This window comes from Ensifer adhaerens (genome assembly GCF_000697965.2).
Taxonomy (GTDB): Bacteria; Pseudomonadota; Alphaproteobacteria; order Rhizobiales; family Rhizobiaceae; genus Ensifer; species Ensifer adhaerens.
This window is the reverse complement of record NZ_CP015881.1, coordinates 1,594,612-1,619,316: the sequence shown is the minus strand read 5'-3', so window position 1 is coordinate 1,619,316 and position 24,705 is coordinate 1,594,612. Positions and strand designations below refer to the sequence as shown.

Annotated in this window: 20 protein-coding genes; 3 read left to right on the top strand and 17 right to left on the bottom strand. The window is 64.1% G+C overall.

Annotation, left to right across the window (positions count from 1 at the left end; genetic code table 11):
• Window position 1 precedes the first annotated feature (1 nt).
• Genes FA04_RS26960 through FA04_RS26950 form a run of 3 tightly spaced genes read right to left on the bottom strand, consistent with a single transcriptional unit; the run spans window position 2 to window position 2,980 of the window.
• Window positions 2-724, bottom strand: a complete 723-nt coding sequence (locus tag FA04_RS26960; RefSeq protein WP_034798396.1) for an ABC transporter ATP-binding protein — start codon at window positions 722-724, stop codon at window positions 2-4.
• Window positions 721-1,962 carry an ABC transporter permease gene (locus FA04_RS26955; RefSeq protein WP_034798398.1) on the bottom strand — a complete coding sequence of 414 codons (1,242 nt, stop codon included), beginning with the start codon at window positions 1,960-1,962 and terminating at the stop codon, window positions 721-723. Before FA04_RS26955 ends, FA04_RS26960 begins: the two co-directional genes overlap by 4 nt.
• Window positions 1,963-1,969: 7 nt before the next feature.
• Window positions 1,970-2,980 carry an efflux RND transporter periplasmic adaptor subunit gene (locus FA04_RS26950; protein WP_034798492.1) on the bottom strand — a complete coding sequence of 337 codons (1,011 nt, stop codon included), beginning with the start codon at window positions 2,978-2,980 and terminating at the stop codon, window positions 1,970-1,972.
• A 144-nt stretch (window positions 2,981-3,124) separates the two neighbouring features.
• Here FA04_RS26950 and FA04_RS26945 point away from each other — a divergent pair, with 144 nt between their 5' ends.
• A complete protein-coding gene (locus tag FA04_RS26945; protein ID WP_034798399.1) occupies window positions 3,125-3,811 on the top strand; it encodes a TetR/AcrR family transcriptional regulator in 687 nt (228 codons plus the stop codon).
• Window positions 3,812-3,863: 52 nt separating this feature from the next.
• Here FA04_RS26945 and FA04_RS26940 read toward each other — a convergent pair whose 3' ends face one another.
• Window positions 3,864-5,600: a peptidoglycan D,D-transpeptidase FtsI family protein gene (locus FA04_RS26940; protein ID WP_051659434.1), complete on the bottom strand. Its 1,737-nt coding sequence runs from the start codon at window positions 5,598-5,600 to the stop codon at window positions 3,864-3,866.
• Between the two features lies 1 nt (window position 5,601).
• A complete protein-coding gene (locus tag FA04_RS26935) occupies window positions 5,602-8,058 on the bottom strand; it encodes a penicillin-binding protein 1A (RefSeq protein ID WP_034798400.1) in 2,457 nt (818 codons plus the stop codon).
• A gap of 322 nt (window positions 8,059-8,380) precedes the next feature.
• On the opposite strand from FA04_RS26935, the gene FA04_RS26930 reads away from it, so the two are divergent.
• A complete protein-coding gene (locus tag FA04_RS26930) occupies window positions 8,381-9,298 on the top strand; it encodes a LysR family transcriptional regulator (protein WP_051659435.1) in 918 nt (305 codons plus the stop codon).
• A gap of 132 nt (window positions 9,299-9,430) precedes the next feature.
• On the opposite strand, the gene FA04_RS26925 is transcribed toward FA04_RS26930, so the two are convergent.
• The 12 genes from FA04_RS26925 to FA04_RS26875 form a co-directional block, all read right to left on the bottom strand.
• Window positions 9,431-10,978, bottom strand: a complete 1,548-nt coding sequence (locus tag FA04_RS26925; protein ID WP_034798401.1) for a SpoVR family protein — start codon at window positions 10,976-10,978, stop codon at window positions 9,431-9,433.
• A gap of 12 nt (window positions 10,979-10,990) precedes the next feature.
• Window positions 10,991-12,310, bottom strand: a complete 1,320-nt coding sequence (locus FA04_RS26920; RefSeq protein WP_034798402.1) for a YeaH/YhbH family protein — start codon at window positions 12,308-12,310, stop codon at window positions 10,991-10,993.
• Window positions 12,311-12,335: 25 nt separating this feature from the next.
• Complete coding sequence (locus FA04_RS26915; RefSeq protein WP_034798403.1) at window positions 12,336-14,285, bottom strand: PrkA family serine protein kinase; 1,950 nt, start codon at window positions 14,283-14,285, stop codon at window positions 12,336-12,338.
• A 269-nt stretch (window positions 14,286-14,554) separates the two neighbouring features.
• A complete protein-coding gene (locus tag FA04_RS35335; protein ID WP_034798404.1) occupies window positions 14,555-14,758 on the bottom strand; it encodes a hypothetical protein in 204 nt (67 codons plus the stop codon).
• 83 nt (window positions 14,759-14,841) lie between these two features.
• Complete coding sequence (gene lhpI / locus FA04_RS26910) at window positions 14,842-16,533, bottom strand: cis-3-hydroxy-L-proline dehydratase (RefSeq protein ID WP_034798405.1); 1,692 nt, start codon at window positions 16,531-16,533, stop codon at window positions 14,842-14,844.
• Window positions 16,530-17,531: a 4-hydroxyproline epimerase gene (locus FA04_RS26905; protein ID WP_034798407.1), complete on the bottom strand. Its 1,002-nt coding sequence runs from the start codon at window positions 17,529-17,531 to the stop codon at window positions 16,530-16,532. The genes lhpI and FA04_RS26905 overlap by 4 nt, the downstream gene beginning before the upstream one ends.
• Window positions 17,532-17,544: 13 nt before the next feature.
• The gene (locus FA04_RS26900) at window positions 17,545-18,792 is read right to left on the bottom strand and encodes an NAD(P)/FAD-dependent oxidoreductase (RefSeq protein ID WP_034798409.1); all 1,248 of its coding nucleotides are present in this window, start codon (window positions 18,790-18,792) and stop codon (window positions 17,545-17,547) included.
• Window positions 18,793-18,799: 7 nt separating this feature from the next.
• Complete coding sequence (locus FA04_RS26895; protein WP_034798411.1) at window positions 18,800-19,522, bottom strand: amino acid ABC transporter ATP-binding protein; 723 nt, start codon at window positions 19,520-19,522, stop codon at window positions 18,800-18,802.
• Window positions 19,515-20,165 (bottom strand): amino acid ABC transporter permease, encoded by a 651-nt coding sequence (locus FA04_RS26890; protein WP_034798414.1) that lies wholly within the window; start codon window positions 20,163-20,165, stop codon window positions 19,515-19,517. The genes FA04_RS26895 and FA04_RS26890 overlap by 8 nt, the downstream gene beginning before the upstream one ends.
• Before the next feature lie 13 nt (window positions 20,166-20,178).
• On the bottom strand, window positions 20,179-20,844 hold the full coding sequence (locus tag FA04_RS26885) for an amino acid ABC transporter permease (RefSeq protein WP_034798417.1): 666 nt from the start codon (window positions 20,842-20,844) through the stop codon (window positions 20,179-20,181).
• Between the two features lie 71 nt (window positions 20,845-20,915).
• Window positions 20,916-21,722 carry an ABC transporter substrate-binding protein gene (locus FA04_RS26880; protein ID WP_034798420.1) on the bottom strand — a complete coding sequence of 269 codons (807 nt, stop codon included), beginning with the start codon at window positions 21,720-21,722 and terminating at the stop codon, window positions 20,916-20,918.
• Window positions 21,723-21,945: 223 nt separating this feature from the next.
• Window positions 21,946-23,463 (bottom strand): aldehyde dehydrogenase (NADP(+)), encoded by a 1,518-nt coding sequence (locus FA04_RS26875; protein ID WP_034798423.1) that lies wholly within the window; start codon window positions 23,461-23,463, stop codon window positions 21,946-21,948.
• A 156-nt stretch (window positions 23,464-23,619) separates the two neighbouring features.
• Here FA04_RS26875 and FA04_RS26870 point away from each other — a divergent pair, with 156 nt between their 5' ends.
• Window positions 23,620-24,657 (top strand): Ldh family oxidoreductase, encoded by a 1,038-nt coding sequence (locus FA04_RS26870; RefSeq protein WP_034798426.1) that lies wholly within the window; start codon window positions 23,620-23,622, stop codon window positions 24,655-24,657.
• Window positions 24,658-24,705 lie beyond the last annotated feature (48 nt).

The window sequence follows — 24,705 nt, the reverse complement described above, 5'->3', positions numbered from 1 at the left end:
GTCAGGCCTCCGGAGCTGCGCCTTCGTCTTGGCGCGCGGCATTGATCGTCTCCGTGGTCAGGTGCCCATCGATGAGATGAAGGCGCCGGTCCATGCGCGCGGCCATATCCAGGTCATGAGTGACCGCGACCACGGTCTTGCCCTCTTCGCGCACCAGCGTTTCCAGGATCCTGAAGACCTGCTCGGAGCTCGTGCTGTCGAGACTGCCGGTCGGTTCGTCGGCGAGGATCAGCGGCGGGTCGTTGGCGAGTGCACGGGCGACCGCCACGCGCTGGCGCTGGCCGCCCGAGAGCTGATCGGGCCGCTTGTCGAGGTGATCGGCAAGCCCGAGTGCCCCAAGCAGCTCGCTTGCCTTCCCACGCATCTCGCTCCGGCCGAGGCGGCCGAGCTTGCGCATGGGAATTTCGACGTTCTCGCGGGCGGTAAATTCGGGCAACAGGAAGTGGAACTGGAAGACGAATCCGATATTGGCGAGCCGCGTGGCTGCCCGTTCGTTCTCGTCCATTCGCTCCGTGTCGCGACCGCGGATCATAAGCGTGCCACCCGTCGGCCGGTCGAGCAGGCCGAGCAGATAGAGGAGCGACGACTTGCCGGAACCGGAGGGGCCGGTGACAGCGACGAATTCCCGCTCGCCGATGGTGAGCGATATGTCCTTCACCAGCGTGACAGGTACGGTCTCCCTGAGGATCCGCGTCAAATCTTTGGTTTCGATCAGCGTGCTCATGTCGCGCCCCGGATGATATCGACGGGATTTGCCCGGGCCGCGCGCCGCGCCGGCAGGTAGCCGGCAACCGCTGCCGATCCGAGCGCGAAAGCGGCGGCGATCAGATAGTGCAACATGCTCCAGGCGATCGGTAGCCGGGTCATCTCCTGGCCGGTGGCGGCGAGCTCGAAGCGGACGAGCGAAAGGCCATAGATCATTGCCAAGCCGAACGCCCAGCCGACAAGCGTGCCGACTGTCGCGATCGCCACGCCTTCGAGCACGAAGAGGATGCGCATGTCGGTCTCGGTGAAGCCGAGCGATTTCATGATGGCGATGTCGCGCGCCTTCTCGTGCGTGATCGTCGAGATGATGTTGAAGATACCGAAGCCGGCGACCAGCATGATCGCAGCGACGACCGTGTACATGATGACGTTGCGCACGACGAGCGCCTCGAGGATCGACTCGTTGGCCTCCTGCCAGGCGATCGCCTTGTAGCCGAGTTCCGCCTCGATACGCCGGGCGACGGTCGGGGCGGCGTTCGGATCGTCGAGCTTGATGTTGATCACGTTGATCGCGTTGGGCCGGGCTGAGAGGATTTGGGCGTTTTTCTGCAGCACATAGGCCTCGCCCTCGTCGCGCGCCGTCGTGCCGGTGTGGAAGAGGCCGACGATCTTGAAGCGGCGGCTGAGCCCTTCCGAAGAGACGGCGGTGATCGTGTCGCCGATCTTGGCACCGAGCCGGGAGGCCATGGTATCGCCGATCACCACATTGTTGCCGCCGGCGGCAAGGGCGGCGAAGCTGCCCGCCCTGAAATCTCCGATGATCGGCGAGACCCGCGGCTCCGCCTGCGGATCGATGCCGATGACGGCGGCGCCGACCTCCTGACCGGAATAGCGAAGGACGCCCTGCGCCCTGAGGGTGGCTGCAAAGCGGCCGGGGATCCAGCCGTCGAGCCAGGAGAGCGCTGCCGTTGGGTTGATGATGCCGCGGCGGTCGTCGCGTGGCCTGAGGCCGGAAATGGCCGCGGCACTAAACAGGTCTTCCGCCGGCTGGCGGCGCGCCGTGCGTTGCTCGTCGGTCACCTGCACATGGGGCATCGTGTCGACGAGCTGGCGAACGAAGTCGTCCTGGCCGCCCTGCATCAGCGCTGCCATGGCGATGGAGAAGCCGACGCCGACCGCCACGCCCAGCATCGCGACGATCGTCTGTCGGCCTCGGCCGGTGATGTGCGTCAGTGCGATGTCGAGGATGAGGCGCATGGCGGGCTCATTTCTCCGGCGAAGGGGTGGCCTTCACCCGCGTGCCATCGGCAAGACCGGTCGGGAAGGGCGAGACGACGCGCGCGTCGTCTTTGAGGCCGGAGAGGACTTCGACGCCGTCGGCGCCGCGGATGCCCGTTTTCAGTTCTCGGATCCGTGCGCGATTGCCGTCGATCACGGCGGCCTTCGCTCCTTCCAGCGCCACGGTCGGGATGATCAAGGCGCCATTGGCGACCCGCACGATGATGTTGACGTCGGTCGACATGCCGATCCGAAGCGGCGTGTCGTCGGGCAGCCGAAAGCGCACGCGATAGGTCTTCGTTACCGGATCACCCTTGGGCGTGATGCTGTCGACCGTCGCTTCCAGCTTGCGGTCGGGGAAGGCATCCGATCGGAGCAGCGCCTTCTGGCCGACTTCGACGCGCGGGATATCCTCTTCGTTGACGTCGGCGGTGACGATCAGCGGTTTCGGCTCTCCGACCCAGAAGAGCACCGTGCCGAGATCCGCGACCTCGCCGATCTCGCCGTCCTGCCTGAGTACCTGGCCGGCGCTCGGTGCGCGCAGCACATAGGTCGCGAGCCGCGCCTGGCGGCCGGCGACGAGCGCTTCGAGCTGGCCGAGTTCGCTGCGCGCCCGGTCGACTTCCTGTTCGCTGATCGTGCTGCGTTCGGCGAGCGCCAGCTTGCGCCGATATTCCTCCTGCGCCAGCGTCAGCCGCGCCTGTAGTTCGCCAAGCGCCGCCCGTGCCTCGGTGTCGTCGAGGCGGGCGAGCACGTCACCCTTGGCGACACGCTGTCCCTCGCAATTGCACTGCTCGACGATGCGCTCGGCGACCGTCGGGGTGACTTTCGCCCAGGTGCGCGGCTCCACCACGCCATCCGCATAGATGATCTCCGCCGCATCGCCGCGTTTCGGCGAAATGACGGAGACGGGAACCGGGCGAAGAAAATACCAGGCGCTTGCCGCACCGACGGCAACGACAACGGCCGCTCCGATTGCATAACGAGTGAGCCGCACGAGACGCTCCTTGAACGCTTCCAATCCGTTCTGTATAAATAGACCGACGGTCGGTTTGTTTCAAGGCTGCCGATTTCCTCGACCTTCAGGAGCGTCGTGGACCGCGCCGCAAACCCGTGCTAAGCCGCCGTCCTGGGAGCGCTCATGGTCAGAACGAAGAAATCGCCGGAAGTCCGATCGAACGAGTTGATCGATTGCGCCGAGCGCTTGTTCTTTCTGCACGGCTACGAGAATACGACGGTCAACGACGTCATCCGCGAGGCCAATCTATCCAAGGGCGCCTTCTACCACTATTTCGTCTCGAAGGAGGCCTTGCTGGAGGCGGTCGCGACCCGCCTGGCTGAGCGGAACCTGAAGGAATTGCAGCCGCTTTTCGAAGATCCGTCGCTCGATGCAGTCGGCCAGCTGAATGCGCTTTTCGCCGGCTCGCGGCGGCTGAAGCTCGACATGGCGCCGCAGCTGAAGAACAGCTTCAACGCCCTCTTCAAGCCCGAAAATGTCGCGCTCTATCATCGTATCGACGAGGCGCTGATGGCCGTCAGCCTGCCGCTGGTCGCCGAAATGCTGCGGCGTGGGCACGCGGACGGAACGCTCGATGCGCCCGATCCGGAAGCTTCCGCCCTGATGTTGCTGCAACTGCGGCTGAGTGTCGCCAAAGTGATGCACAAGGCCTTGCAGCGACAGGAGGCCGGCGACCTCGACGGCGCGGCTGCGATGCTCGACGGCTGGATGCGAACCTACGGCACCGCCATCGAGCGCTTTCTGAAGCTCCCGGATGGAACGATCGAAGTGACCGAACCGGGTTTCTCCCGCGCTTTCCTTGAAGCATAGCCGACGGTTCGGTTGCCGGCTCGCGCGTCATTGCCTGCCGCGGCGGCAGGGATCAAAGCGCTCCGTCGATCGCGCCGCTGTTGCGCTCGCCTGTGTTCGTCGGAGACGGAAAGAGCTGGGAGCCAAAGGCGCCCTGGCTGCTGATCTCGGGGAAGCTGACGTCTGCGATTTCGAAATCGGGCATGAGCGCAAGCATCGGCAAGATCCGTTCGAAAACCGCGCCGCCCAGCGGTGCTGCATTCCAGCCGGAGGTGCGGAAGCCATAGGTCTCCTTCAGACCCTTGGGCTCGTCGAGCAAAGTGAGAAGCAGATAGCGCGGATTGTCGACGGGAACGACGCCCATGAAGGATGTGATGTTCAGCTCCTTCGAGTAGCGCCCGCTGACCACCTTTTCGGCGGTGCCGGTCTTGCCGCCTATGAAATAGCCTTTGACCTCCGCCTTCTTTGCCGAGCCGGTCTTGGCGTTGAGCCGCAGCAGATAGCGCAGCGCCTCGCCGGTCTCCGGCTTGATCAGATTGCGCGCGATGATGCGTTCGTCGAGCGCCGCACCCTTGATCAGAGTTGGCCTTATAAGGCGCCCACCGTTGACGAGCGCCGCCACCGCGATGCTCGCCTGCAGCGGCGTCACGGCGATGCCGTGGCCGTAGGAGGCGGTCGCCGTTTCGATCTCGCCCCAGCGTCGCGGCAATTGTGGATGGGCGCTTTCGGGCAGTTCCGTCGTCAGCCGCGACATCTGCCCGAAGCGCGTCAGGAATGCCTGCAGGTTCTCCGGGCCGACGGATATCGCCATTTTCGCCATCGAGATGTTTGACGAATAGATGAAGGCCTCCGGCACCGTCAGCGGTCGATGCTGGCCGCGGTAGTCGTTGATGCGGAAGCGGCCGAAGGCGAGCGGCTTGCTGGCGTCGATGACGGAGCGGAGCGTGAACTGGCCGGAATCGAGCGCCATGGCCGTCGTCAGTGCCTTGAAGGTCGAGCCCATCTCGAAGGTGGCGGCGGCGATGCGGTTGATACGGTCGGGCTTCAGCGCGTCCACGGGCAGGTTCGGGTCGAAATCCGGGTAAGAAACGAGCGCCAGGATCTCGCCATTGGTGACGTCGAGCACCAAGCCGGCCCCGGCCTTGGCGCTGAACTTGGCGATCGCCTTGCGCAACTCGACCTCGAGCGCATGCTGGATGCGGATATCGAGCGTCGTGCTCACCGGCTCGAGGTTGCGATGGGAGAGATCCATGCCGCTCTGGCGAAGCACCTCCAGCCCCTGGCCCTCGATCCAGCGCTCGATGCCGGCGATGCCAATATTGTCGATATCGACCGCGCCGAGCACGTGGGCGGCAAGCGTGCCGTTGGGATAGAAGCGCTGTTTCTCGCGCTGGAAGCCGATCGCTGGAAGGCCGGCGTTCCAGACGGCCTGCTCTTCGGCCGGCGTCACTTGCCGCTTGATCCAGGCAAACGCCGCACCGCTCTTCAGCCGACGATAGAGGTCGCGCCCGTCGAGATCAGGGAAGATCGCTGTCAGTTTCTCGACTGCTTCGTCCACATCGACGATCAGTCGAGGCTCGGCGTAAAGCCCGGAACTCGGCACGTCGATCGCCAGCAGATTGCCGTTGCGGTCAAGGATCGAGGGACGGCCGAGCGACGGCGGCGGCGGTATGTAGCCGGTGCGCTCGTAGTCGGCGGCGCCGAGCTGGACGAGACGCGCGAGCATGAGGCCGAAGACGAGCGCGAAGGCGCCGATGACGAGGAGAAGGCGGCCGCGGGGATCCGGCCGGAGCTGAGCCTTGCGTGCCATCTCAATAAAGTCCGTTGCTGTTGGTAAGAAGCTTCGCCCGCTGTTCGGGCGTAAGGTCCGCATCGGCCGTGGCCGATGTGCTCGCCGTCTCGAAGCCGTCGATGACCGGGCAGCCGCCGGCGCAAGGGGCAGTGCCCGGCTTGAAGGATTCGAGAATGGCACCCGGCGTGCCCGCCGGGACCGGCTGGCCGCTCTTCCGGTCGATCGCCTCGACCATCATGCCTGTTGGCGCGTGGAAATCGGCCGCGGCCCGCCCCGCAAGAGCCACCTTCATGAAATCGATGAAAATGGGTGCGGCGAGGCCGCCGCCGGTTTCGCCGTAGCCCATGGGCTTCGGCGTGTCGTAGCCGAGGAAGACACCGGTGACGATATCGGGCGTGTAGCCGACGAACCAGACGTCCTTCTCGTCATTGGTGGTGCCGGTCTTGCCGGCGATCGGCACGCCGAGCGAGCCGACATTTCGAGCGGTGCCACGTTCGACAACGCCGCGCAGCATCGAAGTGACCTGATAGGCTGTCATCGGATCGAGCACGTAGTCGCGGTCGTCCACGGGCATGGGCTCTTCCTGGCCGGTCCAGTCGGAGGCGTTGCAAGCGTCGCACTTGCGCTGGTCGTGGCGAAAGATCGTGCGGCCGTAACGATCCTGGACGCGATCGACCATCGAAGGCGTGACGGCCCTGCCGCCATTGGCGATGACCGCATAGGCCGAGACCAGCCTGAGCAGCGTCGTTTCGCCGGCGCCGAGCGACATCGGCAGGTAAGGCTTCAGCTCGTCATAGATGCCGAAACGCTTGCCGTAGTCGGCGACCAGATCCATGCCGAGATGGCGGGCAAGGCGCACGGTCATCAGGTTGCGGCTGTTTTCGAGCCCGACGCGCAGCGTCGATGGACCGCTGAAGCGACCGTCGTAGTTCTTCGGTTTCCACATTCGCCCGGCGCCGTCGGCAAGGGCGATCGGCGCATCCATCACCAGCGTCGTCGGCGCATAGCCGTTGTCGAGGGCGGCGGCATAGACGAAGGGCTTGAACGACGAGCCCGGCTGGCGATAGGCCTGGGTTGCGCGGTTGAATTCCGACTGGGCATAGGAAAAACCACCGGCGACCGCCAGCACCCGGCCGGTGTTCGGATCCATGGAAACGAGCGCGCCCTGCACGAGCGGCGGCTGCCGGAGCAAGTAGCCGTCGCCCGCCTTTTCCACATAGACGACGTCGCCGGGCGCCAGAGCCCCGTCGGGTCCCGCGGCGCAGCCCCGCTTTGCCTTGGCCGAGCGGCAGAGCGCCCAGGCCATGCCCGCCCGGCCAAGGCGGATCGTCTCGTTGGTGCCAAGAGCACCGCTTCGTTCCGCGACCGTCGGCCTTAGCCCGATCTCTGCTCCATCCTTGTCGGTCGCCAGCACCACGCCGAGCCGCCATTCCGGCACGTCGGCGAGCGGCTGGAGCCTGGCAAGCGCCGGCGCCCAGTTTCCAGTCGAAGGGAGCCTGGCGACGGGGCCGCGGTAGCCCTTTGCCTGGTCATAGGCGACGAGGCCTTTGCGCAACGCCGTCATGGCGGCGACCTGCAATCGCGGATCGAGCGTCGTGCGCACGGAGAAGCCGGCCGTATAAAGGGCAGCATCGCCGTATCGGGCGTTGAGCTGGCGGCGGACGTCCTCGGTGAAATAGTCGGAACTGGCGACCGCGGGCGATTGTTGGCGTTGCCTGACGCCGAGCGAGGAAGCGGATGCCTTTGCGGCGGCGGCGGTGTCGATGACGCCGTTCTGCCGCATCTGGTCGATCACCCAGTTGCGGCGGCCGGTTGCCCGCTCCGCCTGGCGGTCCGGGTCGTAATTGTTGGGCGCCTTCGGCAGGGCTGCGAGGAAGGCTGCCTCCGCGACCGAGAGCTCGCTGACCGGCTTGTCGAAATAGGTGAGCGCTGCCTGCGCCACGCCATAGGCACCGCGCCCGAGATAGATGTCGTTGAGATAGAGTTCGAGGATGCGGTCCTTGGAATAGGTCTGGTCGATCCGCAGCGAAAGGATCGCCTCGCGCAGCTTGCGCTCCACAGTCCGGTCCGACGTCAGCAGGAAATTCTTGGCGATCTGCTGCGTGATCGTCGAGCCGCCGATCATGCGGCGACCGGAGCCGTAGTTGGCGAGGTTGGCGAGCAGCGCCGTGCCGATGCTCGCAACATCGATGCCGGGATGGGTGTAGAAGTTCTTGTCCTCGGCGGAGAGGAACGCCTGGCGCACGCGTGCGGGGATGGTGGCGATGGGCAGGAACAGCCGGCGTTCCCGCGCGAGTTCCGCGACCATCGTGCCGTCGGCGGCATAGAGGCGGCTGGTCACCGCCGGCTCCCAGTTGGCGAGCGTGCGGTGATCGGGCAGGTGTCGCGTCAGGGCTGCGACGAGCGAGGCGGCGGCCAGCGCGACGACGACAGTAAGATTGAGGCATGTGCCGAGCAGATTTACGAGGAGCTTCATAACGGGCAGAGCGGACCTTCATGGCAGCAGGCAGCGTCGCCGACACAGGTGTTCGTGCGGCGGGCAGCGCATGCGGAGCGGAGTATTGGGGTGCGCCTACGTCCGCGGACGTTGGCTCGGTGACGGTGCCTGCGGCCGCTAGGGCCAGATGAAACGGCGCATGGATCAGGTCTCCGAAAGCGGTGCGGCTGACCGCGCCTTTCCTGAGTTGGCGACTTCCGGGCAACGGCACGCACCGCCGATAAAGTTCACCGTAAAGGGATTGTGCTTACGCAACAAACCACGTTTATTTGCGAGACCCATTAGGTGAGTTAGGGCATTCATGGTCAGGCCATATCTTCCGCTCAATGCGCTGCGCGCTTTCGAAGCCTCGGCGCGGCATCTGAGCTTTACGCGCGCGGCAATCGAGCTCTGCGTTACGCAAGCCGCGGTCAGCCATCAGGTCAAGCTTCTCGAAAACCGCCTGAACGTGACCCTGTTCAAGCGGCTGCCGCGCGGACTGATGATCACGGCGGAGGGCGAGGCGTTGCTGCCGGTTCTGCGCGATAGCTTCGACCGGATGGCGGACATGCTCGACCGCTTCGAGGCGGGGCATATTCGCGAAGTGCTGATGATCGGCGCCGTCGGCACGTTTGCGGTCGGTTGGCTGCTGCCGCGGCTCGCGGATTTCCAGGCGAAGTATCCCTTTGTCGACGTTCGCCTCTCCACCAACAACAACCGCGTCGACATGGCGGCCGAGGGGCTGGATTTCGCTATCCGCTTCGGCGGCGGCTCCTGGCACAATATCGAGGCGACGCGGCTCTTCGAGGCGCCGCTATCCGTGCTTTGCATCCCCGAGATCGCCGAGCGGCTGAAGACGCCGGCCGATCTGCTCGACGAAACGCTGCTCCGGTCCTATCGGGCCGACGAGTGGGTGACCTGGTTCGATGCAGCCGGCATCGCCTATCCGGCGCCCCTGCTCAAGGGCATCGTCTTCGATAGTTCGCTGGCGATGATGGAGGCAGCGGCCCAGGGGATCGGCGTGGCGCTGGCGCCACCACTGATGTTCTCGCGGCTGCTGTCGAACGGCACGATGCGCCAGCCCTTCGACGTTCACACCTCGATGGGAAGCTACTGGCTGACGCGGCTGAAATCGCGTCCCGTCACGCCGGCGATGACCGCCTTCCACGATTGGCTCGCTGCGGCGGCCGAGCAGGAGGCAGCGGCCTTGCCGGCCACGCCCGACGTTATCGCAGGCTGAACGTCCGCCACAGGGCCGTGCAGCGCAAGCTGCGCCTCAACCGGGTCCCGCGGCGGCGCGTCTTGATGACCCAATAATTCTAATGCCTGCCACCAATTCTAATGATGGCCACGACCCACGGCTTTTATCCGTTCACTCGGACGATTTTGCCGTCGAGCACTCGTACACCGTGCGCCCGCTTTGGGCATCGACGCCGGCGAGGCTCACCTCATAGCCCCAGAGATGGCGGATATGGCGCATCGTCGCGTCGCGGCTGCCCTCGTCGAGCAGGATACCGTGCTTGACATTGTGCTGCAGCCGCAATTGCCGGTCACCGAGCAGATCGACGTCCATCACCTGGATGTCCGGCTGGTTGGCAGCAACGTCGTAGCTGTTGGCGAGCGCCGAACGGACCGCGGAATAGCCGCGCTCGTTGTGGATCGAGGCAACCTCGACGAAACGATCCGACGAGCGATCGGAGAGCTGGAACAGCCGGAACTTGCGCATCACCGCCGGGCTCAGATACTGCAGGATGAAGGACTCGTCGCGATGGTTCGCCCAGGCGTCACGCAGCGTTTCCATCCAGTCGCCGTTGCCGGCGAAAGACGGGAACCAGTCGCGGTCTTCCTCCGTCGGTTCGGTGGCAATCCGCTGGATATCCTGCATCATCGCAAAGCCGAGCGCGTAGGGGTTGATGCCCGGGTAGCGCCGGTCGTTGAAATCCGGCTGGAATACGACGTTGGAATGGCTCTGCAACAGTTCCAGCATGTGACCTTCGCCAATCCTGCCCTGGTCGTAGAGGCGGTTGATGATGGTGTAGTGCACGAAGGTGGCGCAGCCCTCGTTCATGACCTTCGTCTGGCGCTGCGGCGAAAAATATTGCGCGATGACACGCACGATCCTGAGCAGCTCGCGCTGCCAGGGCTCCAGGATCAGGCTGTGTTTTTCGAGAAAATAGAGCAGGTTCTCTTCGGGCAGGTTGAGCACCTTCTTGCGCTCCGAAGCGTCGCGCTCGGCCTCGGCCGGATCACGGCTCTCGGCGACCTGCGGCAGGGTCCGCCAGAGGTCGCTATAGGTCTGCTCCTCATATTCCAGCCGCTCGCGCGCCCTTTCGCGCACCTTTTCAGAGGAGAGGCGTGGCGGGCGGCGGTAGCGGAAGACGCCCTGGTCCATCAGCGCATGGGCGGAATCGAGAATGGCTTCGACGGCGGCAGTGCCGTGCCGCTCCTCGCATTTGGTCACGTATTTCTTGGCGAAATCCATATAGCTCAGGATCGCGCCGGCATCGGTCCACTGGCGAAAGAGATAGTTGTTCTTGAAGAAGTGGTTATGGCCGAAAGCGGCATGCGCGGTCACCAGCGCCTGCATCGCCATGGTGTTTTCTTCCATGAGATAGGTGATGCAGGGATTGGAATTGATCACCAGCTCATAGGCAAGACCGCGGTGGCCCTTACGGTAGTGATGCTCCTCATAGGCAAAGCGCTTGCCGAAGGACCAGTGCTGGTACATGAGCGGCATGCCGACCGAGGAATAGGCGTCGAGCATCTGTTCGGAGGTGATGATCTCCAACTGGTTCGGGTAGACGCTGAGGCCCATTTCTTCGAGCGCGACCTGCTCGATCGCGTCGTAAGCACGCGACAGCGTCGCAAAATTCCAGTCGGACCCCTGGAACAGGAGACCTGAGGTCGTGCGTCGTGCCATCCGGTCTCCCCCTCACTTCCGGGTGCGTGCGGCCGGCTGCCGGGCAAAAAGCCTGCGGAAGACCGGGTAGATGTCGGCGGGCTTGGCGATCCGGGTCATCTGGAAATTCGACTTCTCGCCGTCCACCGTGCGATAGGCGCGCCAGAGCGCGGTGCCGTTGTCCGTCGAGCCGAAGATTTCCGTCTCGCGCTCGTCGATGATCTCGACATAGGCATAGTACTGGCAGAGCTTCGTGAGTTTTTCCCGCAGCAGTGCCGCACAATGTTCGCTGTCGCCAATGATGTTGTCGCCGTCGGAGGCCTGGGCCGCATAGATGTTCCAGATCTGCGAGGGGTAGCGGTCCTCGACGATCCTGATCATCTCTTCGAGCGCGGTCGATACGATCGTGCCGCCGCTCTGGGTGCTGTAGAAGAAGGTCTCCTCGTCGACTTCGCGCGCCTCGTCCGTATGGCGGATGAAGACGATGTCGATGCGTTCGTAGCGCCGTTTCAAAAACAGGTGCAGAAGCACGAAGAAGCGTTTGGCGAGGTCCTTCTCGCGCTCGCCCATGGAGGCCGAGACGTCCATCAGGCAGAACATCACGGCGTTGGCGTTCGGCAGCGGCTGCTGCTCAAAGCGGTTGAAGCGGATGTCGACCGGATCGACGTAAGGGATGCGCCGCCGCTTCTTCTCGATCCTTTCCAGCTCGACCCGCAGTTCCTTGAGCCTCTGTCGGCTCTTCGCCGTCGGCTCCGGCTCCACTTCCAGTTGCGCGATCTCGTCGGTGACCGCGGTCAGTTCCTTCTCCTTCGGCCGGTGCAGCGCCAGGCGCCGGCCAAAACTGTTGCGCATCGTGCGCCCGACATTGATGTTCGTCGGCGTTCCCGCCGTGGCGAAGCCGGCGCGGCGGGGCTTGAAGGTGATCGTTTCCTTGAGGCTGAGCTTGACCATGTCGGGGAGCTCCAGATCCTCGAAAAACAGGTCCAGTACTTCCTCGCGCGACAGGATGAACTGGAAATCATCGTCGCTTTCGCCGGTTCCGGGCTTGCCCTTGCCGCCGCCACCGCCGCCCGCTTCCGGTTTCGGCAGGCGGTCGCCTGCCGAAAACTCCTTGTTGCCGGGAAGCACGTAGTTGCGTTCGCCGGAGCCACGGGACGGCTGGAACGTGGGCTCGCTGGCACCATCAGTCGGCATCGGCACGCCATGCGCGGCGTCGACGTCGATGATCCTGTCCGACTTGACCTGATCCTTGATGACCCGCTTGAGCTCTTCGCGGGCCCGCTTCAGAAAGCGTTGTCGATTGCCGAGGCTCTTATCCTTCGGATTGAGCCGCCGGTCGATGAAATTCGGCATATACCAATCCCCTGCTTCGGCATCGTCAGCCCGCCTTGTTGACCCGCATATACCAATCGACCAGCCGCCGGACCTGACGCTCCGTATAGCCGCGTTCCGTCATGCGTTGGACGAACTCGGCGTGTTGCTTCTCGGATGCGCTGTCCTTCTTCGAGCCGAAGCTGATGACCGGAAGCAGGTCTTCGACCTGGCCGAACATGCGCTTCTCGATCACGTCGCGAAGCTTTTCGTAGCTCGTCCAGGAGGGGTTGCGCCCATGGTTCTTGGCACGGGCGCGCAGGGTGAACTTGACGACCTCGTTGCGGAAGTCTTTGGGATTGGCGATGCCGGCCGGCTTTTCGATCTGCGACAGTTCGCTGTCGAGGATCTCCCGGTTGAGGATTTGTCCGGTATCCGGGTCCTTGAAGTCCTGATCTTCGAGCCAGGCGTCGGCATAGGCGATGTAACGGTCGAACAGGTTCTGGCCGTATTCGCTGTAGGATTCGAGATAGGCCTTCTGGATTTCGTGGCCGATGAATTCGGCATAGCGCGATGCCAGCTCGGACTTGATGAAGTCGAGGTAGCTCGCTTCCGTCTCCTTCGGGAACTGTTCGCGGCGGATCGCCTGTTCCAGAATGTACATGAGGTGCACGGGATCGGCCGCGACCTCCTTGGTGTCGTAGTTGAAGGTTTCCGACAGAACCTTGAAGGCAAAGCGGGTGCTGATGCCGGTCATACCCTCGTCGACGCCGGCGGCGTCGCGATATTCCTGAACGGACTTCGCCTTGGGATCGGTGTCCTTCAGGTTCTCGCCGTCATAGACCCGCATCTTGGTGTAGAGCGGCGAGTTCTCGTGACGGGCAAGGCGGGTGGAGACGGTGAAGCGGCTGAGGCTTTCCAGCACTTCCGGCGCGCAGGGGCTCTTGGTCAGTTCGCTTTCGCGCAGCAGCTTCTCGTAGATCTGCCGCTCTTCGGTGACGCGCAGGCAGTAAGGCACCTTCACCACGAGGATGCGGTCGAGGAAGGCCTCGTTGTTCTTGTTGTTCTTGAACTGCAGCCATTCGGACTCGTTCGAGTGCGCAACAACGATGCCCTGATAGGGGAAACCTCCGAAGCTTTCGGTGCCGTTGTAGTTGCCTTCCTGGGTTGCGGTCAAAAGCGGATGCAGCACCTTGATCGGCGCCTTGAACATCTCGACGAATTCGAGCAAGCCTTGCGTCGTGCGGTTGAGGCCGCCGCTATAGGAATAGGCGTCGGGATCGGCCTGGCTGTAGTTTTCGAGCTGGCGGATGTCGACCTTGCCGACCAGCGAGGAAACGTCCTGATTGTTCTCGTCCCCGGGCTCGGTCTTGGCGATCGCCACCTGGCGCAGGCGCGACGGCATCAGCTTGACGACGCTGAATTTGGAGATGTCACCATCGACTTCGTCGAGGCGCTTCGTCGCCCAGGGTGAGATCAAGCCGGTCAGCCGGCGTCGGCCGATGCCGTATTTGTCTTCGAGCAGGTCGGCCATGCGGTCGGGATGGAAGAGGCCAAGCGGTGATTCAAAGACGGGACTGACCTTGCCGCCGACCGCCAGCGTGTAGATCGGCTGAAGTTCCATCAATTTTTTCAGGCGCTCGGCGAGCGACGACTTGCCGCCGCCGACCGGGCCGAGCAGGTAGAGGATCTGCTTGCGCTCCTCCAGCCCCTGCGCGGCATAGCGGAAGTAGCCGACGATGCGCTCGATCGTATCTTCCATGCCGTAGAAGTCGGCGAAGGATGGATAGATCTTGACGGTCCGGTTTGAGAAGATGCGGCCGAGACGTTCGTCCGCGCTGGTATCGATGAGGGTTGGATTACCTATGGCTGTAACCATCCGCTCCTGTGCGGTGGCATACATGCTTTTGTCGTCGCGACATGCCAGAAGGTATTCCTGAAGACTGATTTCTTCTTGCGCTGCACTTGTATAGATCTCCGAGAAGAGATCAAAGACGTCGCATTCGCTCTTTTGCATCATGCTCTCCCGCGGCCGCTGGCTGAGACGGGGATCGCTGCTTATCGGCTCGCTCATTCGAATAAACGGCGTCCCATGCGCAATGTTCCTTCAGAGTACTCGCTTTCTCGTGATTCTCGAAGGGGTTGTTTCAATGAATGAAAAATCGTGACTGTGGCATCACGAAAACCTGATCGAAGCGGTGGTCATAAGGCGTTGAACGCAGGGCGTGCGCGATTGGCGCCGCATGCGCCCAGGCGTTTTCTGTGCGAGCGCCATGTTCGGTTGCGTCAGCCGCCGCCGGGTCCGCCGAGGTGGTGGAAAAGAAGGGCCAGAACCGCGTCTCGCATGGTCGCTGTCTCGACATGGCCGATGCCCGGCGCTGCAACCAAAGATAAGTCGTCTTCGACGGCGGCCGCCCGATAGGCAGCCTGCGTCTCGTCACAGGTGCGCTCCACCGCTTGAGGCGGCGTCAGGGAATCATCGAGCCCCACGCAGATCAGTTGGGGTCGGGAGGCGACGAGCTCGGCGCCTCGACAGCGCCGCCACGCGGCGACGCCGGAGAGAAGGAACGCCTTTAGGCGAGCCAGGCTGGCAGGCGCACCGAAACGCGGCCGGTGAGCGCCGCCTCGACGCAGTCGGCGAGGTTGCTGAAGCGCACGGCGCGGCCGGAAAGACCGGGACCGTAATGGGCGTATTTACCGGAATTGGTCATCAGCGCCCGGGTCTTGGTCGGAAAGACCGGTTCGGAGATCGAGCACCAGCAAATATCCGGCAGGACCTGGATGCCGCTCTCTTCAAGGCGGGCAAGCAGACCTTCGTCCCGTGCTGCGGCTATCGCGTCTCGCCCGGCGGTGACGATCACGGCGACGTTGCTATCGCGCTTGCGGCCGTCGAAGGCTGTGGCCAGCGCGCGGCACTCCTCGAGCGACGCATGCGGGCTGCCGATGGCGACAAGCTCGACCTCCGCCGGACCGTCGTTCAGGAGCGACCAGGCCGCGGCCATGTCGGCGCGCGTGATCGTCGTGTGGTCGGCATCCTTGGCGGCGGCACCTTCCGCTTCCGGGGTCACGCCCTCCACATGTAGCATCGGGGATGCGGACGTGGTGCCGAAGGCGGCGCAAAGCGCCTTGAGGTCGTCGCGCGAGGGCTTTGCCGATGCAAGACCGCGCAAAAGCGGGATGCGGTCGGGTGCTGCCTTGCCGGCGAGATAACCGATCAGCGGCCAGAAGGCATCGTCGATATCCTCCGGCAGTTCCACGTCGATGACGCGCGTCGCCTTGCGCGGCGCGTCGAGATAGACGCCCGAGAGCGGTGCACGACCGGTGAGCGCAATGCAGAGATCGAGAAAGTCCGGGTGTTTGGCCGTGCGCGCGCCGAGCACCGTGTTGGCGAATATGACGGCGTTCGATTCCGCCCAGGCGATGGCTTCGCCGGATTTCGGCGCGCTGTCGAGCAGATAGGGCGAGCAGGTGAAGGTCGGGCGGCAGCCCATGCGCACATAGGCGTCGGCAAGCCTTGCTGCCGGATCGCCGAAGCTCTCCGGCACGCCCTGCGCCCGCCAGTTGGCGCGGTCGACCGAGATCGCGTTCATGGTCGTCGGCACGCGAACCTTGGCCCCCATGTCCGCCATCTTCTCGGCGAAGGTGAGGTTTGCCGGGCTCGCATAGATGCAGCCGTCGATATGGCCCTGGACCACGTCGATGAGCTTTTCCGCACCCTGCTGCGCCGCCATCGCCGCGATGATGCGCATCGCCTGTTGCACGGCGATGCCGTCACGACCGTCGAGCATGGCGCGATCGTCGTCGGTGAGATCAAGCGCCGTCATTGCCGGCGGAGCGACCGGAATTGTCAGGCCATCGGCTTCGATTGCCGTATCGCTGATGCGCGCGGTCTTTGCTTGCGCCAGCGCCTTGAAGGCGTCGCGCGAAAGCCGAAGCACCGGCAGGGATTTTCCGAACATTTCGGCCGCGATCAGCGCGCCGAGCGTCAGCACGTCTTCCGCTTCCGAGAAGACCAGGGCCGCCGGCGCACGGCCGGTCAGCGCCATGTCGAGCAGCACGCCCGAACCGGTGCAGGAGCCGCGGCTCGACGGCATCATCAGGATGCCGTCGGTCAGACAGAGGCCGTGCAGCGGATGGTGCACGTCGATCACCCGACCCGTTGCCGGATCGACCCCGCCCCAGAAGCTCAGCGCCTCCTCCGTGGCGATGATGGGGCCATCGGCGGAGCCGGAAAGAATGCTGCGGGCGGAGATCGATTGGGTCATTTTACGACAAATCCATGAGCAAAGGGGTCGCGGTCATCGATGAAGATCGTGTTGATGCCGGTCATGCGGGCCCAGCCGGCAATCGACGGGATGATGGCGTCGCGGTCCGCGACCTTGGTCGCCGCCTCGACACGGCCCTTGAACAGCGAACCGATGATCGATTCATGCACGAACTCGTCACCGACCTTGAGCTTGCCCTTGGCGGCAAGCTGGGCCATGCGCGCCGACGTGCCGGTGCCGCAGGGCGAGCGGTCGATCGCCTTTTCGCCGTAAAAGACGGCGTTGCGCGCATGCGCTTCTGCCTGTGTTGGCTTGCCGGTCCACTGGATGTGGCTGAGGCCCTTGATTTCCGGGTGCTCCGGATGCACGAACTCGTATTTGGCGTTGAGCGCCGCGCGGAGCTTCGGGCTCCAGCCGACAAGTTCGCCGGCCGTATGGTCGGCCATGTCGCGAAAATTCTTCTGCGGTTCGACGATGGCGTAGAAGTTGCCGCCATAGGCGACGTCGACGACGATCTCGCCAAGACCCTCGACTTCAGCCGTCAGCCCCTCGGCGTAGAGGAAGCCCGGAACGTTGGTGAGGCGCACTTCTTCGACGAAGCGGCCTTCCTGGCGATAGGTGATGTCGACCTTGCCGGCCGGCGCGTCGATTGAAAGCTTGCCCGGTTCGCGCGGCGTGATCAGGCCGTTTTCGATCGCCATGGTGATGGTGCCAATCGTGCCGTGGCCGCACATCGGCAGGCAGCCCGACGTTTCGATGAAGAGCACGGCGACATCGCAGTCGGGCCGGGTCGGCGGATAGAGGATAGAGCCCGACATCATGTCGTGGCCGCGCGGCTCGAACATCAGGCCAGTGCGGATCCAGTCGAACTCGCGCAGGAAATGGGCCCGCTTCTCCAGCATGTTAGCGCCTTCGAGTCGTGGCCCGCCGCCGGAAACGAGGCGGACCGGATTGCCGCAGGTGTGGCCGTCGATGCAGGAGAAGGTGTGGTTGGCCATGGTCTAAACTCTGTCAGAAACGTTGGGGCGAGAAGGAACTGATATCGATCGCCGGCCGCCGGCCGGTGAGCAGGTCGGCAACGAGCCGTGCGGTGCCGGCCGATTGCGTGAGACCGAGATGGCCGTGGCCGAAGGCGTAGACGACGCGGCCGGTGGCGCGGGCGCGGCCGATCGCCGGAAGGCTGTCGGGCAGCGACGGGCGGAAGCCCATCCATTGCACGCCGCCCTCGCTCTTGAAGCCCGGCAGGAAGGCTTGCGCCTTCTTCAGCATGGCTTCCGAGCGGCGGAAGTTCGGCGGCAGCTTCAGCCCGCCGAGTTCGACGGCGCCGCCGACGCGGATACCGGTCGAAAGCCTGGTGACGACGAAGCCGTGTCCGCCGAAGGTTACCTGGGTGCGCAGATCGAAGGCATCCTGCGGCAGCGTGGTGTTGTAGCCGCGCTCGGTTTCGAGCGGGATACGCTCGCCGAGCGTACGGGCGACCTGGTGCGAGAACGCGCCGGCTGAAAGCACGACCTGTTCTGCCCGCCGCGTCTTGCCGTCGGCCGTCAGTTCGACGCCACCTTCGATCGGCTTCAGTGCCGTAACTTCGGCACGCTCGATCACACCTCCCTTGGCGCGGAAATGGTCTGCCAGCGCCAGCGTGTAGAGCTTGGGATCGGCGATGGAATACCAGCCGGGGGTAAAGGTGCCATGGGTGAAGCGCGATGCGAGACCAGGCTGGATCTCGGCCATCTCGGCCGCGCCCATGTGTCGGAACTCGATGCCGTGTTCGGCTCGCGCGGTCCAGCCGGGAAGAGAGGCCTTCAGCTCGGCTTCGCTTTCATAGACCTGCAGATTGCCTTCCTTGCGCAGCATCGGCAGGGTGCCGGTCTCGGCGAGGAAAGGTTCGAGCTCGGCCTTGGAGAGGTCCATCATCGCCGTCTGGGCGGTCGTCGAATGGGCCACGCGGCTTGCCGAGCAGGCGCGCCAGAAGCGGAACATCCACGGCGCGATCTGTGCCGCATAGGCCGGTGGCACGCTCAAGGGCCCAAGCGGGTCGAGCAGCCACTTCGGCGCCTTCTTCAAGATGCCGGGTGACGCGAGCGGCAGGATGTCGGTGAAGGCGAAGGCCCCGGCGTTGCCCGCCGAGGCACCTGCTGCCGGGCCTTCCCGGTCGAGCACGGTGACGGAAAGTCCCCGTGCCTGGGCGGCGATCGCCGCAGAAAGGCCGACAACGCCGGCGCCGATGACGATGACGTCAGGCTGAACTGCATCCTTCATGATCGGCTCAGTGCGTCGCTGCGAGGAACTTTTGGAGTTCCGGATCCTTCGGCGCGCCGAAGAGCGCTTCCGGTGCGGCGATTTCCGCCATCACGCCCTTGTGGAAGAAGGCGACGCGGTCGGAAACTTCGCGGGCAAACTTCATTTCATGGGTGACGCAGATCATCGTCATGCCCTCGGAGGCCAGCATGCGCAGCGTGTCGAGCACTTCGCCGACGAGCTGCGGATCGAGCGCCGAAGTCACTTCGTCAAACAGCATGTATTCCGGCGACATTGCGAGTGCGCGGGCGATCGCCATGCGCTGCTGCTGGCCGCCCGACATGCGGGTTGGATAGACGCCGAGCTTCTCGCCGAGGCCGACGTGCGTGAGCTGCTTGACGGCGTTCTCCTCGGCCTTTTCCTTGGAGAGGCCGAGCACCTTGCGCGGCGCCAGCATGACGTTTTCAAGCACGGTCAGGTGCGGGAAAGCATTGAACTGCTGGAAGACGATGCCGAGCTTGCTGCGCAGCTTGTTGAGGTTTGTTGATTTCGCGTGGACCTCGGTGCCGTCGACGAGGATGCGGCCGGCATCGATCGGCTCGAGACCGTTGATGCAGGTCAGCAGCGTCGACTTGCCGGAACCGGAGCCGCCAATGATGGTCAGCACCTCGCCCTTGTTGACGGTGAGGTCGATGCCTTTGAGAACCTCCAGCGAGCCGAAGGATTTGCGAACGTTCTGGATCTCAATCATTGGACCACCGTTTTTCAAGGTAACCGCCGAGCCGGGCGATCGGGAAGCTGATGAGGAAGTAGATGGCGCCGCAGATCAGAAGGATCAGCAGCGGTTCCTGCAGGCGGGTGACGAGCACCTGCGAGGCGCGCAAGAGTTCGATCAGGCCGAGCCAGAGGACGAGTGCGGAGTCCTTCATGACGCCGAGCGTCAGGCCGATCCAGGACGGCAGCGAAACGCGGGTCGCAAGCGGCGCCACGATGTAGCGCATGTCCTGCCACCAGGTCATGCCGAGCGAGCGGGCGGCGCGGCGCGTCGTCGGTGGCACGGAAGAGATGCCGCCACGAACGATCTCGGTGCAATAGGCGGCCGTATAGAGCGACAGCACCACGCAGGAGGTCGTGAACGGTGCCCAGCCGAGCTTGGCGATCGCCTGGAAGGCATTGGCAAGAACCAGCTGGATCAGCAGCGGCACCGAACGGAAGATGTCGAGCACGAAGGTGAGCGGAGCGGCCCAATAGGGGCCGACCTGGTTGCGCACGACGCCGAAGATGATGCCGAGCACGGTGCCGGCGGTAACCGAGACGGCGGTGACCGCGAGCGTCATCAAGGCGCCCTGCAGCAGGAAGCCGAGATCAGCGAGGGTGAGGGCGGTATTGAACATCTCTCACCTCTCCTTAGTAGCGGAACATGCGCGCGGCGAGCAGGCGCGCGCCCAGCGTCACGGCCTTGGCGATCAGGTAGTAGATGATCGCCGCGATCGCGAAGAATTCGAAGGTGCGGAACGAACGGGCGTTCAGTTCCTGGGTGATGCCGGCAAGGTCGGTGTTCATGCCGACGGTAACGCCAAGCGAGGTCATCAGGATCGCCCAGACCATCTGGTTGGTGACGGGCAGGAAGGCGATGCGCAGCATCTGCGGCAGCACGATGTAGCGGAAGGCCTGCACCGGGGTCATGCCGAGCGAGCGGCCGGCCCGCGCCTGGGTATCGGGAATGGCCTTGAGGGCGCCGCGGAAGTTTTCCGCGAGATAACCGGCATTGTTGAAGGCGATCCCCGCGAGTAGCGCCGTATAGGGGCTCAGGTGGATACCGAAATTGCCGAGGCCGAAATGGGCCATGTAGATCTGGAACAGCGCCGGCGTGTTGCGGGCGATTTCGACCCAGGCGGTGGCAAAACCACCGAGGATGCGATTGCCCGACAGGCGGCAAGCCGTCAGCGCGAGCGCCAGTGCCAGGCCGATGACCATCGAGAGCAGAGCCACCTGCAGGGTGACCAGCGCTCCGTCGAGCATCTGTGGCAGGGCTTTCAGCGCCTGGTTCCAATGAAAGGTATAGCTGAACATGTTTCGTCTCACCTCTTCGGAAACGAATAGCGGCGCGAAGCTAAACTTCGCGCCGCCAGATAAACGGCATATTAGCGGTAAACGCCCTTAGCCGTAAGGTCCGGAAGTTCGCCGCCGACCCACTTTTCGTAAAGTTCAGCGTAGCGGCCGGTGCGGACCTGCTGGTTGATGAAGAGGTTGAGGAAGTTGATGAAGCCGTATTCTTCGCGGTTGGTGAAGAGCGCGACGTAGTCGGTGTCGAACGGAGCCTTGCCGACGACGGAGATGCCGGCGAACTTGCCGCCCTTCACGTTGGCCTGGGCGACGGTCGAGGTCGAAACCGTGGCGTCGATCTGGCCCTGGCTGAGCGCGAGGAAGACGTCCGCCTGGGTCTGGTACGGACGGAACTCACCGGCGCCCCATTCCTTGACCTGCTTTTCGAGAGCGATCGCTTCGAACGTGCCGGCGGTCGCGCCGACAACCTTGCCCTTCATGTCTTCGAAGGACTTGACGCCCGACTTCTCGTTGGCGGTGACAGCCATTTCGAAGGCGAAGTAGGGGATCGTCATGCCGACGGTCTTGGCGCGCTCAAGCGTGTCCGAGGTCGAGGCAACGCCGACGTCGACACGGCCCGACATCAGGGCGGGAATGCGCTCCGGGAACGGGGTCTCGACGATTTCGGCGGTGACGCCGAGTGCCTTGGCAAGGTCGTTGCAGTAGTCGACGTCGAAACCGATCGGGTTGTTGTTCTCGTCGCGAGAACCCATCGGCGGGAAGTCGAGCACGACTGCGCAACGCAGCGTACCCGAGCCGATGACGTCATCCAGCTTGTCGGCATGGGCCTGGCTGGTCAGAGCAGCGGCCGCAACGAGGCCGAGCGCGAGCACCGAAGTCTTCATTTTCTCTCTCCCTGAAATGAGTGCCGTTTGACGGCTGAGGCACTATTCCGTTTTAGACAGCACAAATCAATAGAAAAATACAATTAGTATACAAAAAGTATAAGTTCGTAACGCAGAACGCGCGCAGGTATCCCATTTGTTTCGTCAAATGGGATGCCTGCGCAGCGATCTGTCGTGTCTTGCGGCTGCGGGCGGCAGGCGCCCGCAGCTGTCGGCGAATGCCTTAGCCCTGGAAGTCCTCGGGCAGCAGGCCTTCCGGCATGTTCTGGTAGGCGACCGGGCGCAGGAAACGGCGGATCGACAGGGTGCCGACGCTGGTTGCGCCGAAGTTGGTCGAGGCCGGATAGGGCCCGCCATGCACCATCGAATCCACCACCTCGACGCCGGTCGGGAAGCCGTTGACGAGCACCCGGCCTGCCTTGCGCTCAACGATCGGGCGCAGACGACGGGCGGTCTCGAGATCGGCCGCCTCCATGTGGATGGTGGTGGTCAGCTGTCCCTCGAAGCCGCGGGCAAGCTGTTCCATTTCAGAGGTCGAACCGACGCGAACGACGAGGCCGAGCGGACCGAACACCTCTTCGCCGAGCGCATGGTCGGCCAGGAACTGGTCGCCGGTCGTTTCGAACAGGTTCGGCGAGACCGAACGGCCGGACGATTCGGTCGTCAGCAGCGGCTTCACCGTGTTGCGGCTTTCAAAGCGCGCCTGGCCGTCGTGATAGGCCTTGGCGATGCCGTCCGTCAGCATCGTCTGCGGCGCGACCTTGCCGAGCGCTTCGACGGCGGCCGTGGTGAAGCGATCGGCGTCAGCACCTTCGACAACCACGGCGATGCCGGGGTTGGTGCAGAACTGGCCGGCACCCATGGTCAGCGAACCAGCCCAACCCTGGCCGAGTGTCTCGGCGCGTGCCTTCAGTGCTTCCGGCAGCAGGAACATCGGGTTGACCGAGCCGAGCTCGCCGAAGAACGGGATCGGCTCCGGACGTGCGGCGCAGAGATTGAAGAGCGCGCGGCCACCGGCGAGCGAACCGGTGAAGCCGACGGCCTTGATCAGCGGATGCTGGACAAGTGCTTCGCCGACCTGGCGGTTGCCGCCCTGGATCAGCGAGAAGACGCCCGGGTGAACGCCGGTCTTGCGGATCGCGGCCTCGACGGCCTGCGCAACGATCTCACCGGTGCCCGGATGGGCCGAGTGGCCCTTGACGACCACGGGGCAGCCGGCAGCAAGGGCGGCAGCCGTGTCGCCGCCGGCGGTCGAGAAGGCCAGCGGGAAGTTCGAGGCGCCGAAGACGGCGACCGGGCCGATCGGGCGCTGGATAAGGCGGATTTCCGGGCGCGGCGCCGGCTGACGCTCGGGCAGGGCCGCATCGAAACGGCGGTCGAGATATTCACCCTTTTCGATGTGGTCGGCAAAGAGACGGAGCTGGCCGGTGGTGCGGCCGCGTTCGCCCTGCAGGCGCGCTTCCGGCAGGCCGGTTTCCTGGGTGCCGATCTCGGTGATGGCCTCCGCGCGTGCCTCGATCTCATCGGCGACGGCGCGCAGGAAGGCGGCGCGCTCGGTCCGGGTCGAATAGCCATAGCTCAGGAAGGCTTCTTCGGCGGCTTCAGCCGCGCGGTTGACCAGTTCCACGGTGCCTGTGGCGAACTGGTGGACCGGACCGTGGGCGGGTGCCGATGCGAAGGTGCCCGCGCCGTCGAGCCATTCGCCGGCGACAAGGTGTTTTCCTTTGGGGGTGAAGGCCATCTGCCGATCCTTTCGTTCGATCCCGGATTGCCTTTTCTGGCAGAGGGGATCATGGCTGAATTGCACTTGTCGGATCTTTGTATACTATATGTATGCAGAACATCAATCGCCTGACTGGCCCTTCCGGATCAGGCGCAGCATTTGAGAGGGAGAGAGATGAGCGAAACCAACACCCTGACGATCGCAGCACTTTTCGAGCGCGTTGAGGCGATCTTCCTGAAGGCGGGGCTCAACGCCATTCAGGCCGGTGCACTGGCCCGCGTGATCGTCGCCGGCGAGCGGGATGCCTGCAAGTCGCATGGCATCTACCGCATCGAAGGAGCGCTTCGCACCGTCAAGGCGGGCAAGGTGAAGCCGGATGCAACACCGGAGCTCGAAGCGGGCGAAGGTTCCGCTATCGTCAAGGTCAACGCCAAGGGCGGTTTTGCCAATCCCGCCTTCGAGCTCGGCCTGCCGGTTCTCGCCGAACGCGCTCGCTCGCTGGGCATCGCCGCGCTCGTCATCAATGATTGCACCCATTTTTCGGCGCTCTGGCCTGAGGTCGAAGGCCTGACCGGCGAGGGACTTGCCGGCCTCGTGATGTGCCCGAGCTATGCGACCGTTGCGCCGACCGGCGGCAACAAGCCGCTGCTCGGCACCAACCCCTTCGCCTTCGGCTGGCCGCGCGAAAACAAGCCGCCTTACGTCTTCGACTTCGCCACCTCGGTTGCCGCCCGCGGTGAGATCGAACTGCACCGCCGTGCCGGCAAGCCCTTGCCGGAGGGCTGGGCGATCGATGCCGAAGGCAATCCGACGACCGATCCGGAAGCAGCGCTTGCCGGCGCCATGCTGCCCTTCGGCGGCCACAAGGGTTCGGCGATCGGCACCATGGTCGAGCTTCTTGCCGGCATCATGATCGGCGACCTGACGAGCCCGGAAGTGCTCGACTATCTCGGCACCACGACGCTTGCACCGTTCCACGGCGAACTGATCGTCGCCTTCTCGCCGGAGAAATTTGCAGCCGGACGCCCGGGCAATCCCTTCGCCCGTGCGGAAGTGCTGTTTGAGGCGATCGTCGGCCAGGGCGCCCGCCTGCCGTCGCAGCGTCGCTTCGTGGCGCGCGCCAAGTCGGAAGTCGAAGGTGTCGTTCTCAACACGGCTGAAATCGAGCAGCTCGAGCGGCTGCTTGCTCTTGGACTGGACGCCGTCGCGTAAGCGACGGCTAACCTTTTCGTCGGTCATCGACCCGTCGAGACTGCCAAA